A 10,606-nucleotide genomic window follows, 5' to 3' on the forward strand; every position below is an offset into this window, starting at 1 on the left:
GGGGCAAGGGTCTCGAACTTCTGCATCATGCGCTCCTTGTGCTGTGTTCCTTCGACATCCACCATCTCCAACCGCTCTGATACCAGGCCGTCGCCATCCTGACACCGCCCCTGACATGACCCGGAACTCCCACAGCCACGGCGGCCTTGGCAGGCTCCACCTTGGCGCGAAGCACCGCTCTACGGGGGTCGCAGTGCACGGGGGCAGCGGGAGCCCCGACGGATTCTTCGTGAAGCTCGTGGGATCCGAGGGCACGCTGACCGTCTCGCAGCCCAGACCGGGCGCCTATATGCACTGGAGCGACTGGGACATCCGGTCCGCCGGCGACCGGGTGCCCGTCCCCGACGCGTACCGGACCGTCCCCTTCAACCCGGCGGACGGACCGGTGGCCAACGTGGCGGCGCTCTACCAGGAGATCGCCCAGGCACTCGCCGAGGGGCGCCCCTGCGTACCCCGACTTCCACCCCGTTGTACAGATGCCTGGCCGTGCCCCGGATCTCCTCGACGCTGCCGCCCTGGGGCCAGATCGCCTCGATGGTGACGCGCTGGACCTGGTCCCAGGTGAACTCGCGCCGTCCCGTGACGCTGGTGGTCGCCAGGTAGTGCGGTCCTACGTACAGCGCCCAGCCCGTCCTGTTTTGAGCAGATGCTCACTATAGGCCCGGCCAATCGTCGAAATCGCAGTGCTGACGGCAAGGATGGCTCCGAGCACCCCGACCATGAAAGGAACAAACCCCGGACCCGTCTCCTCACCAGGCAGTTTCTCGAGGCGAAGCCCCGACGCCAGGTAGAAGCCGATGACCGACGCCAGCGCCCCGATTGCCGCCAAGGTCGCCAGTCCCTTCCAGCCCCGTTTGTGCAGCATGTTGGCGTAGGTGGACAAGGGTTCCTTGCCGGTCCAGGACACGTCGACGGGGCTTGGGTCTTCTGGCAGCCGCCGCGTCGGGCCTGTTGGCGCAACGACCTTTTCAAGTACGGCCGGTCCGGCCGAAACCGGTGACGGGGCGGTGGCGCCAACGGATGCCCAGATGTGGCGGAGACGTTCGTGGACCTGGCGTGCCGAGGCGGGCCGTCGCGCGGGGTCTCGGTCCAGGAGTTCGGCGACGAGCTCACTCAGTGCGGGCGGCAGTTCGGGGCGGAGCGAGTCAAGGCGTGGCGCGTCTTCGTCCAGCTTCCGTCGCATGATTGCCATGGCGTGGTGTCCGGTGAAGGGGGGCCGGCCGGTGAGCAGGGCGAACAGCACGCCGCCCAGTGCGTACAAGTCCGAGCGTTCGTCGCCGCGTTCGGTCAGGAACTGCTCAGGTGCGCCGTACTCCGGGGTACCTGCCAGCGTAGCAGGTCCTCGTGGATACCCCGGTCGTACAGGGCAACCACGTTCGGGTGGTTGATCTGCGCGGCGGCCACCGCCTCGCGTTCGAAGCGTCGGGGCAGGTCCGGGTGGACAGCCCCATCGAGGTCGAGCAGCTCTCCGCGCTCCACCGCCCACCTCCGGCATACCAAGCCTCAGGGTACGGCTGGTGATCCGTACGCGAAGACTGAGCGCAACTCGGTGGCGTCTGGAACGGCAGTCAGGAAGGCTTGCGCGCATGGTTTGCGCCCTGAGACTTCGCGTGAGCATGAGGTGGAACGGCTGTTGGGCCTCGGTGCCACCTTTGTCACCGATCACCGGAATCCTGATGGCGCTGGCTGGGCAGTCCTTGCTGACCCTGAAGGCAATGAATTCTGTGTTCTTCGCAGCGATTCCGACCGAGCCGCGATGAGTTCCTGAAGCTCACACACCATCCTGGGTTTCGCAGGACTGCTGGTCACAGCCACTCGTTGATGGCCGCGATGCGAACGGTCGCCTCGTAGCGGACCGCGAGTTCGTCCTACCTCGTGGCCACGGCTCGGTCGCCGTGATCACGATCGACATGGTGGCAGGTGCAGCTTGGCGGTCAGGCCGCCTCGTGAGCGTCCGAGGCCATGGTCGTTCCGACGCGGTGTGGGACTTTTCTCCATTGGCTGGTGATATCCGGAGGGCCCGCAACACCTACTCAGTAGACGGTGCCAGACGCGCCGGAATGCTGAACAGGAGACGGAGCTTGAACGATGAAGCAAGTTTCACCCGCATGTTCCACGAGCATTACGAGTCGGTTCTGCGGTACGCGTTACGGCGGGTCGGCCCGGCGGACGCCCCGGACATAGCCGCCGAGACGTTCAAGATCGCCTGGGAGAAGTACGACCAGTTCCCCCACGATCGGGAGCTGCCTTGGCTGTACGTCACCGCCCGGAATCTCGCGATGCCCCTGATCAGAAGGGAAAAGCGCCAAGACGGGCTCGTCGACTGGCTGAGTGAGGACATGACACGCCACGGCGTCGAAGACGACCACGCTCGCGCAGTCGCCGCTCGCCACGCGGCAGTGGCCGCGCTGAACGAACTGAGCGAGGCCAACCGGGAACTGGTGCTTCTGGTGTGCTGGGAGGGACTCGACCTCCGCCAGGCCGCGGCCGTCGTCGGTTGTTCCAGGCCTGTGGCTGCGATGCGACTGCATCGCGTACGCAAAAGGCTCCGGCATCTGCTCGCCGACGAGCCACCTTCTGCCACCACCCGCCATCGGTCCTATGGGGAGAGCGTCATATGAACAACGATCTCAAGCAGCTCAAGATCATGCTCGAAGCGCACGACCCGGCCAGGCAGGTGCGAGCGGACTCAGCGGCGCTCTCCGCAACCCTGCAAGAGATCATCGACACCCCGCGGTCGTCCCCGACGGTCACACGGCGGCAGCGGCTCCGGCCACGGTGGCTCATCGCCGTTCCAGCCGCCGCCATCCTGGCGGGCGCGGCGCTCGCCGTGACAGTCGTCGTACGGCCAGGCGACGTCGGCCCCGTACACGTGGGCCCCGCTGAAGCGTTGGCGTTCACCAGGAACGACGACTACATCGACGTCCGGATCGTTGACCCGAACGCAGACCCCGAGCGCTATCGCAGTGAATTCACCGCGCATGGCCTGGACGTCGACCTGCGGCTGGAACCCGCGTCACCGAGCCTCGTCGGCCGGATGATCGACGCGGAGATCGAGGGAGAAACGACCGTTACCTCCAACGGGCACCTCGTCTCGAAGATCAAGGAGATCGACGACGACTCCGACTGCGGCAGCACCTGGTGCAAGGCCGGGGTGAGCATTCCCGTCGACCTGAAAAAGCACGTCAACATCCTCTTCGGCCGGGCCGCCCGTCCCGGCGAACGGTATGAGTCCGCAGGTGACCCAACCGCTCGCGGTGAGGTTCTGGAGGGGATCGACCTCCAGAACAAAACGGTCGCCGAGGTCAAGCGCCTGGTGCAGGAGCGGCACGCCACGATCCAGCAGTACTACGGCGCCCAACCAGAGGATTCGGGCAGCCAGAACTGGGATTACGAGAGCCACATCCTGCGGCCGGAGACCGTCCCCGACACCTGGTACGTGCACGAGGCGTGGGGCGGCCACGACAAGAACACGGTAAGGCTTGTGGTGGCCTCGTGGCCCACCAGAGTTGTGCGGGATTGACCTGACCGTCCAGCCTTCGCCCGGGCCGCCCCGTTGGGCCGCCCGGGCTCGACGCCATCACCGCGACCCGCTCCTGACGACTCCCGCCATCCGTCTGACCCGCCTCGGACGTGTCGTTGAGTGGAGTCCTCAGCCTGCTGGGGGATACACGGTGTCGATGAGGTCTGTCAGGAACGCGTCGAGGTCGTCGAGGCCGTACGCCTTGAGCGTCTCGGGCGGTTGAGCGAGCAGGTAGGTCAGCGCACTGTTCACGCACATCGTGACCATCGCGGCGCTCCGCCGGGTCGCCGGCAGGCCGGCCGCCCTGTGCGCCTCCAGGTGCAGCGCCAGGTCGGCGCGGGTGAGCTCAGCCATCGTCTCCTGCACGCGCGGCCGACGCGCGGCCTCGGCATGCAGCTCAACGTAGGCCAGTACCCTGGACCTGTTCGCCGTGAGAGCACGATCGAGCAGCTCGCGCAGCAGCGCGACGAGGTGCCTGCGCCCCTCGATCTTGGCGGCTTCCATCAAGCGAAGATCAGCCCAGTAACGCTCAACGCAGCGCTCGGCCGCCCCCTGCAGGAGAGTGTCGCGGCTGGCGAAGTAGTTCTTGGCCGTGCCCTCGGGCAGCCCGGCCTCATGGTCGACCGCTCGATGGGTCAGCCCTCTGCCGCCCTGACGGGCCAGCACCTCGATCGCGGCGTCACGCAGCAAGTCGCGCCGATCCCGGTTCTCCGCCATGGCCCTCATCATCGCAGCTTGTCCGTTCACCACAATAGTGGTACCACAGATGGGGTAGTTGATGAAGGGAAGCGACATGAAACGAACCGCCGCGATCGTGGGAGCCGGGATCGGCGGACTGGCGACCGCCGTCGGCCTACGCAGGATCGGCTGGGAGGTGACCGTGCTCGAACGCTGGCCAAAGATCAATCCCGAAGGCACGGCGCTCGGCATGCGTCCCGACGCGCAGGCCGCCCTCGCGCAGCTCGGCCTGCGAGAGGAGCTGCTCCGCCGTACCGTCCCCTATCGCCAGGCCGTCATCCGTACGCCGCACGGCGAGCGGATCGCGGACCTCCCACTGGAACGCATCGAACGCAAGGGCGGCGCCCCCGTGCTGATGCTGTCCAGGATCTCCCTGATGAATCTGCTGGTCGACGCCTTGGGGGACACAGCGATCAAGACCGGCACGAAGATCACCGATCCGGAAGCCCTGCGCGGGCAGTATGACCTGGTGGTGGGAGCGGACGGGCTACGCAGCACAGTACGCGAGGCCTATTTCGGCGCCACCGTGCGGCCACGCTACTCAGGGATCGTGGCCTGGCGGGGTGTCGCGCGATTCAACCCGCCGTCGTATGGCGAGACCTGGGGGGCCGGCCAGGTGCTCGGCATCACGCCCCAGGAACCGGGGTCGACCAATTGGTACGCCGCGGTGGCGACACCGGAAGGTCATCGGGAGACCCTCGATGAGTTGCGCGCCCGCTTCGGCGGCTGGCACGACCCGATCCCGCGCCTCCTCGCCGAGGCTGATGAGGAGGCCGTGCTGCGGCATGAGATCTACGACCTGTCCCCGCGCCTGAAGTCCTTCATCGTCGGCAACGTGGCGCTGGTGGGTGATGCCGCCCACGCCATGACCCCCTCCCTTGGGCAAGGCGCATGCCAGGCGCTGCTGGACGCGGCCGCCCTCACCACATGCCTGGACACCGCCGGCGACGTGCGATCGGCATTGCGCGCGTACGACGCCCAGCGCAGACGGCCTGCTCAACGTGTCGTGGCGATGTCCCGCCAGATGACGAGGTTGGCCGGCCACCGCTGGGAAGGCCCGCGCAACATCCTCATGCGCCTGCTACCCGCCTGACACACGATGCGTGGAGTCCCGCGGCCTGCTGCCGAGACTTCTCAGTCCGATGCTCGTCATGCCCCGTTAATTGCGTGGATCGTACTGTGCTGTCTTTGCCACAATCGCCCGGTGCGATTGTGGACGGTGCAGCACCGGGCGGTCCTCGACTCGCTGGAGACCGGCGGCGAGCTGGCCGGCGACTGGGGCCGCCTGTTGGTCTCGTCGTACCAGCCGGTGTACGAAGAGATGGTGGCGGAGATGGCCAGGCGCGGCCTCGACTGCCGGGGCCGCCCGCCGATGTGGGCGTGGCTCGGTCCGGATACCCGCGACAACGCGGTAGCCGTGACGGCCGAGGCCCTCCTCTGCCCGGAGACCGACGAGGAGTACGCCCGTTACGTCGTCCTGGACCTGGACGTGCCGGACGAGATGGTCTTGCTCAGCTCGTACGGGCGCTGGAACGACTTCATCTATGCAATCCTCCTGGACGGAAGGCCCGCGACCATGGACTGGTCGATCGACCGGGAGGAACTCGCCGGTGTGCAGGCGTGCCTGCCACGCGTGCTGGCCAGGTACGTGCTCGGCACCCGCCCTCTGGAACCGTTCGACCCGGAGAAGGACGGCGACTCCTGACCTCGCCGCCGCCGTCGACCCGCGTGGCGTCGGCCACGGCTCTCTCGCCATCGGGCAGCCTCCAGCCGCCGCAGATCGGGGTCCATAGTGACTGCGCTTGATCGGATGCGCTCTCAGTCCAGGAAAGACCCATGAGGACCTGCGCTAACACAATCGCGCGTACCGAGTGACAGCAGTCTTTCCGACACCTCGACGCTCACGGCGCGATTCAGGCGTCAAGAAGCTCGACGGTCACGCTCGCGACGTCACCGGCGCTGAGGCCTTCGGCCTCGCGAACGGCTCGCTTGATCGGCAGCGCGTAACAGCCGCGCCCCTTGTCGGGAAAGATCGAGGTCCTCCAGTTGCTCCTGCCGATCGTCACCCGCACCCGCACCGAACCGAACCCGTGCCGCAACCCGCCCACCAGGTCCTGGATCTCCTCGGAGTCCTCGACGGGCAGGCTGACGAAGGTCCAGCTGTCATCCCGCCGGGCATCCCAGATCCACAGCTCGCCATCGAATTCCACGACCACGAGCACAGCATCGCAGGCGGGTCCGACAATCACCGCGGAGTCTCCGGTCGGGGGGCCGGAGACGATGATGTAGGCCACCGCCAGTACCTCTCGCGGCTGGCGTGGAGTGTCGGCAGTGGATCGCGTGGCGGTCGCTGTCCCAGGTGGCAGTGACCCTTGACTGCGGGTCTTTCAGCAGTCGGCCCAGGCTCGTGCCTCGCCTTCGGTTTTACTCCGGATGCGAGTCGAGGGCCCGGTGGGCACGAACGACACCGCAGGCCACAAGATCGACAGACACGTCCAGAGCGCGCTGGCCTCGACCCCGGGACACAGCCAGGTCAGGTGGTGCGCAGTCTCACGATGAGCGCGATGGCCTCGTTCAACATGTCGATGGGGCAGCCCCAGTAGTCATAGATCCCCCCGCGGGCACGGTTACTGCCGCAGACGACGAACACGCCGGTCCCCAGCTCAGCCTTCAGGTGGGTGGCCAGCCAGCCGACGAAGCCGCTGTTGTCCAGCTCGGCCGGGAAGTGAAAGGAGAAGATCCCGAACTGTTCGACATCTTGGTGCCGCTGGTCGTGGGGAACCAGGCAACTCCAGCTTTCGTTGTCTCGGACCACTGCCAGTGTGTCGGCGGTGAGCGCCGGTGGCCGGTCTGCGGGCGACTCCTCAAAGCACCAGATGCCGTCGTGAACGACGAAGTCGGCGAGGGCGATCACATGGCGCAGGCGTTCCTCGGTCTGCTGCGGAGTCTCCATGCTGACACTGACCATGACGTGGCCTCCTGATTCTTGCGGCCCGCCGGCTCGTCCGGCGGGCCGGTCGGCCTGGGGTCCGATGAAGAGCAGCCCGGAGTGGTAAGAGTAACCGCGCCGCACCAGCCGAGGTTCCGGGGTTGGCCCGCCGAGCGCTCCGCAGTAAACCGGGAAACCAGTCTTCTCCTCGGGTCGATGAACAGCCACGACGCGGCCTGGCTCCCCCATTAGACGATGAGAGCCGATCACTCACAGCTACTTTGCGACTGGTGACACGGACCCGAGTAGAGGGCCTTCTTGCGCGGAGCCGGCTGACCGGAGCCGGACACTGACGTCCCTTGACAGCACCCTTCCGGATGAAAGGCTGAGGTTCTTCTCCCTGGTCAAGGAGGACCACGATGACCGCGACGCCCCCCGAAGCCCTCACCTCAGACCCTGCGGCACCGCAGATCGCACAGTCGCTGGCAGAGATCCGCACCAAGGGCGCGGGCCTGTTCTCCCGGGCGCTGGTGATGGTCAACGGAGACCTCTCCTTCGACGAGGCGCACAGCTACAAGACCCCGATCGCGGGAGCGCGTTCCGGGGGGACGACGCGCTACTCCCTGGCGGAGACCAAAGACGCCAGCCGCAGCTACCAGGGACGCGTCGACAAGGCGCAGGCGCGCATGTCCAAGCAGGACAGCGAGGTCGCCGTCCTGCAGGAAGCTTGGGACTGGATCGAGGCGCTTCATTCCTCGTTCCCTTATGGCGCCCACATCCGGGTCGTGGTGGTCGGCAACATCGGGCCGTGCACCGGATGCAAGGCCCGCCTGAAGCTGTTCCGGCAGGACCTCATCGGCGTGTTCGGACCCGGGCGGGTGATCGTGGAAAGCGTCTACGACACCAGCCAGATGTTCATCACGAAGGACTACGAAGAGAAGTACGAGGACTACGAGACGGGGACCACGAGCACGGTCTCGACGACCTACGGATACGAGGGCGCGACGGTGGAGGCCTACCAGCCGCCGGGTGCTCCGCATAGCGAGTCGTACTGGCTGTACCAGGTGGGGTAGGCGGTCCCGGGCAGTACGTCTGCAGCTCTTGCAGCACACGAGGCCCCTCGACCGGGCCAGCCCAGGCAGCTCCACGATGACGGCCCGCCCTCATCTGGGCGGGCCTTCCCGCGTTTCTGCCGCCACGATCGGGCGCTGCGAGCCGTACCGATCAGTAGTAGGGGTACAGGGAAGTACCGAAGCCTGGGACGACGGGACCGTGAGGGCTGCTGTGGACCTCGGGAGCGGTGCCGAGCAGGAGGTCGAGGACGTGCCCAACGAATCCGCGCTCTACCGCCTCCGAGGCCGGTGGGGTGGGGTCGGCGTCAGCGCCAGGTGATTTTGCTGGCGAGTGGCAGCAGCGTTTGCCGGTCAGTTTTGACAGCAGGCGGGGGTTGCTCGGGTCCGGAATGTCGGTGAGAAGTAGCAGCACCCCGAGACTCGGTACTCGCCCCCCCGGCACGGTGCCGCCAGGCAGCAAGGTCAGTAGGGGCTGATTGTTGCGAACTCGAACGACAGCGTGACGACGCGGCTCAGCCAAGCAGGTTCTTCGCGAAGGTCCAGTCCAAGCCGGCGATGTCGAGGTGTTCAGCCCGTACCAGGCCAGCGCGCACCGCCACCCGTTGAGAGGCGGTGTTGGCCGGGCGCCCACGGGCGATGACGGGCAGATCGGGAACGCGTTCCGTCGCCCACTCAACCGCCGCCGTCGCGGCCTCGCCGGCCACTTGTTAGGATACGACTGTATCCATTCGGGAGATGGGGTCACCATGCGCATGCTTGATCGGCCGTCCGCCTTCACCAGCGACTCTGCCCGTGACAAGTACTACGCCGTCTGTGACCGGGTGCTCGGCGAGCTGTGGCCGGTGCCGGCGGACGCCATCGACGTGGAGACCCGCGCCGGCATTGTGCGGATCCACCGGGCCGGGCCCGCCGAGGGGGATCCCGTGGTCCTGGTGGCCGGCGCCGGCGGGAACGCGCTGGCCTGGTACCGCTACATCGAGCCGCTGGCGCGCACGCGTCCGGTCCTTGCCGTCGACCCGCTCGGCGAGCCCGGCCGCTCGGTTCAGAGACTGCCGCTCGCGACCGGTGCCGAGGTCGGCGGCTGGTTCACCGACGTTCTAGTCGCGGTCGGCGCCGAGCGCGCACACGTGGTGGGTTCCACCGATGGGTCATCGTCGGCGGTATGGCCGCCATGCTTCCTCGTGCGTTGCGACGCCGTGTCGCCGGCGCGGTGTGCAACGGCACGCTGCGCGAGGATGTGCTGATGAAGCTGATGCTGGCCGGCCGGTCCTTCCGTCGGCGCCTGCCCATCCCACCCGCTTACACCGACGAGCAGGTGCGCAAGCTGTCCGTTCCCGTGCAGGTGCTGCTGGGCGCCCGCAGCGCGCTGCACGACGCGCAGGTGGTGGCCGCGCGGCTGGCCGACATCGCACCGTCCTGGCGCGTGGAGATCGTGCCCGACACCGGACACGCGCTGCCCGTCGAAGCTCCGGACCTGGTCATCGATCGGATCCTCACCTTCCCCGGCCAGGCACGGGCCGGGTCTGCAACGCCGAAGCACAGCTAGGAAACGGCCATGCCCAGACACGTGGACCATGATGAGCGGCGGCGCCAACTGACCGAGGCGCTGCTGCGCATCGCCAGCACCCGCGGCCTGCAGGCAGTGTCGATGCGTGAGATCGCCGCCGAGGCCGGGGTCTCGCTGCGCGTCGTCCAGTACTACTTCACGAACAAGCAGGCCCTGCTCGAGTCCGGCCTCACCGAGCTGGGCGCCCGCATGGACCGCCGGGTCAAGCAGCGGGCCGCCGCTGCCACGGGCGGCCTGTCCACGCGAGGCGTTTTCACCGCCGTCCTCGGCGCGATCCTGCCCTTCGACGAGCAGAGCCGACTGGACTCCATGGCATGGACCGCCTACTACACCGCGGCCCTCACCGACCCGGCGCTCGCCGCGGTCGGGCCCGCCCTGCCCAACGCACTGGAAAACTTCCTCACCCTACGGTTGATCGCCGCGCAGCAGGCCGGGGACATCGCCCCCGATCGTGACCCGCGTACCGAAGTCGCCGGCCTTCTGGCTCTCGCCAACGGCCTGACCTCCAGCGTCCTCAGCCGACAGCGCAGCCACGAGGCCGCCACCAAGATCATCGACTACCACCTGGACCGCCTGTTCGGGCCGGCAGCGGCTTGACCCAGCGGGACCACTGCGGTTGAGGGGCATAGCCGGCGGCGTTTGTCCTTATGGCGGACTCCGGCCGCCCCTGGAACGGCCCCGGTCCACATGGATGGACCGGGGCCGTTCGTCGTCACCGGGCTTGGTCTACCTCTCCTTGGGAGGCTGCGGGTCACAGGCTGCGGGCGGTGATGTCG

Annotated in this window: 14 protein-coding genes and 1 pseudogene; 9 read left to right on the top strand and 6 right to left on the bottom strand. The window is 67.4% G+C overall.

Translation table 11 applies throughout. The features are described 5' to 3' along the window. Positions 1-610: 610 nt before the first annotated feature. Positions 611-1,330, bottom strand: a complete 720-nt coding sequence (locus tag ACIBHX_RS52065) for a serine/threonine-protein kinase (protein WP_397076481.1) — start codon at positions 1,328-1,330, stop codon at positions 611-613. Then, positions 1,288-1,479 (bottom strand): hypothetical protein, encoded by a 192-nt coding sequence (locus tag ACIBHX_RS52070; protein WP_397076482.1) that lies wholly within the window; start codon positions 1,477-1,479, stop codon positions 1,288-1,290. Before ACIBHX_RS52070 ends, ACIBHX_RS52065 begins: the two co-directional genes overlap by 43 nt. A 112-nt stretch (positions 1,480-1,591) precedes the next feature. Here ACIBHX_RS52070 and ACIBHX_RS52075 point away from each other — a divergent pair. From ACIBHX_RS52075 to ACIBHX_RS52085, 3 genes and pseudogenes are all read left to right on the top strand, one after another. Continuing rightward, positions 1,592-1,768 (top strand): annotated as a pseudogene (locus ACIBHX_RS52075) (VOC family protein); the annotation flags it as partial. A 313-nt stretch (positions 1,769-2,081) separates the two neighbouring features. Beyond that, complete coding sequence (locus ACIBHX_RS52080; RefSeq protein ID WP_397076461.1) at positions 2,082-2,621, top strand: RNA polymerase sigma factor; 540 nt, start codon at positions 2,082-2,084, stop codon at positions 2,619-2,621. Beyond that, a complete protein-coding gene (locus tag ACIBHX_RS52085) occupies positions 2,618-3,523 on the top strand; it encodes a hypothetical protein (RefSeq protein WP_397076463.1) in 906 nt (301 codons plus the stop codon). Before ACIBHX_RS52080 ends, ACIBHX_RS52085 begins: the two co-directional genes overlap by 4 nt. Positions 3,524-3,652: 129 nt before the next feature. Here ACIBHX_RS52085 and ACIBHX_RS52090 read toward each other — a convergent pair whose 3' ends face one another. Then, positions 3,653-4,240 (bottom strand): TetR/AcrR family transcriptional regulator, encoded by a 588-nt coding sequence (locus ACIBHX_RS52090; protein WP_397076465.1) that lies wholly within the window; start codon positions 4,238-4,240, stop codon positions 3,653-3,655. A 76-nt stretch (positions 4,241-4,316) separates the two neighbouring features. Here ACIBHX_RS52090 and ACIBHX_RS52095 point away from each other — a divergent pair, with 76 nt between their 5' ends. Both ACIBHX_RS52095 and ACIBHX_RS52100 read left to right on the top strand, forming a co-directional pair. Continuing rightward, positions 4,317-5,354 (top strand): FAD-dependent monooxygenase, encoded by a 1,038-nt coding sequence (locus ACIBHX_RS52095; protein WP_397076466.1) that lies wholly within the window; start codon positions 4,317-4,319, stop codon positions 5,352-5,354. 111 nt (positions 5,355-5,465) lie between these two features. Further along, positions 5,466-5,966: a hypothetical protein gene (locus ACIBHX_RS52100; RefSeq protein ID WP_397076468.1), complete on the top strand. Its 501-nt coding sequence runs from the start codon at positions 5,466-5,468 to the stop codon at positions 5,964-5,966. A gap of 208 nt (positions 5,967-6,174) precedes the next feature. Here the strand turns inward: ACIBHX_RS52100 and ACIBHX_RS52105 are convergent, their stop codons facing one another. Together ACIBHX_RS52105 and ACIBHX_RS52110 are read right to left on the bottom strand one after the other, a co-directional pair. Next, positions 6,175-6,471 carry a DUF1905 domain-containing protein gene (locus ACIBHX_RS52105; protein WP_397076469.1) on the bottom strand — a complete coding sequence of 99 codons (297 nt, stop codon included), beginning with the start codon at positions 6,469-6,471 and terminating at the stop codon, positions 6,175-6,177. A 323-nt stretch (positions 6,472-6,794) separates the two neighbouring features. Then, entirely contained in the window at positions 6,795-7,229 is a 435-nt protein-coding gene (locus ACIBHX_RS52110) for a DUF6196 family protein (RefSeq protein WP_397076471.1), read from the bottom strand. Positions 7,230-7,609: 380 nt separating this feature from the next. On the opposite strand from ACIBHX_RS52110, the gene ACIBHX_RS52115 reads away from it, so the two are divergent. Further along, a complete protein-coding gene (locus ACIBHX_RS52115) occupies positions 7,610-8,263 on the top strand; it encodes a hypothetical protein (protein ID WP_397076472.1) in 654 nt (217 codons plus the stop codon). Between the two features lie 512 nt (positions 8,264-8,775). Here the strand turns inward: ACIBHX_RS52115 and ACIBHX_RS52120 are convergent. Further along, on the bottom strand, positions 8,776-8,967 hold the full coding sequence (locus ACIBHX_RS52120; RefSeq protein WP_397076474.1) for a hypothetical protein: 192 nt from the start codon (positions 8,965-8,967) through the stop codon (positions 8,776-8,778). A 42-nt stretch (positions 8,968-9,009) separates the two neighbouring features. Between ACIBHX_RS52120 and ACIBHX_RS52125 the strand changes: the two genes are divergently transcribed. From ACIBHX_RS52125 to ACIBHX_RS52135, 3 genes are read left to right on the top strand one after another with little or no spacing between them, the layout of a single operon-like run. Continuing rightward, positions 9,010-9,507, top strand: a complete 498-nt coding sequence (locus ACIBHX_RS52125) for a hypothetical protein (RefSeq protein WP_397076476.1) — start codon at positions 9,010-9,012, stop codon at positions 9,505-9,507. Beyond that, entirely contained in the window at positions 9,507-9,809 is a 303-nt protein-coding gene (locus tag ACIBHX_RS52130) for an alpha/beta fold hydrolase (protein ID WP_397076478.1), read from the top strand. Before ACIBHX_RS52125 ends, ACIBHX_RS52130 begins: the two co-directional genes overlap by 1 nt. Before the next feature lie 9 nt (positions 9,810-9,818). Then, entirely contained in the window at positions 9,819-10,427 is a 609-nt protein-coding gene (locus ACIBHX_RS52135; protein WP_397076479.1) for a TetR/AcrR family transcriptional regulator, read from the top strand. Positions 10,428-10,606: the final 179 nt, after the last annotated feature.

This window comes from Nonomuraea sp. NPDC050536, from assembly GCF_044457685.1.
Lineage (GTDB): Bacteria > Actinomycetota > Actinomycetes > Streptosporangiales > Streptosporangiaceae > Nonomuraea.

Excerpts from the sequence above, each read along its gene's own strand:
- ACIBHX_RS52090 (WP_397076465.1), bottom strand. The coding sequence starts at position 4,240 with ATGGCGGAGAACCGGGATCGGCGCGACTTGCTGCGTGACGCCGCGATC.
- ACIBHX_RS52095 (WP_397076466.1), top strand. The coding sequence starts at position 4,317 with ATGAAACGAACCGCCGCGATCGTGGGAGCCGGGATCGGCGGACTGGCG.
- ACIBHX_RS52125 (WP_397076476.1), top strand. The coding sequence starts at position 9,010 with ATGCGCATGCTTGATCGGCCGTCCGCCTTCACCAGCGACTCTGCCCGT.
- ACIBHX_RS52110 (WP_397076471.1), bottom strand. The coding sequence starts at position 7,229 with ATGGTCAGTGTCAGCATGGAGACTCCGCAGCAGACCGAGGAACGCCTG.
- ACIBHX_RS52135 (WP_397076479.1), top strand. The coding sequence starts at position 9,819 with ATGCCCAGACACGTGGACCATGATGAGCGGCGGCGCCAACTGACCGAG.
- ACIBHX_RS52130 (WP_397076478.1), top strand. The coding sequence starts at position 9,507 with ATGAAGCTGATGCTGGCCGGCCGGTCCTTCCGTCGGCGCCTGCCCATC.
- ACIBHX_RS52115 (WP_397076472.1), top strand. The coding sequence starts at position 7,610 with ATGACCGCGACGCCCCCCGAAGCCCTCACCTCAGACCCTGCGGCACCG.
- ACIBHX_RS52085 (WP_397076463.1), top strand. The coding sequence starts at position 2,618 with ATGAACAACGATCTCAAGCAGCTCAAGATCATGCTCGAAGCGCACGAC.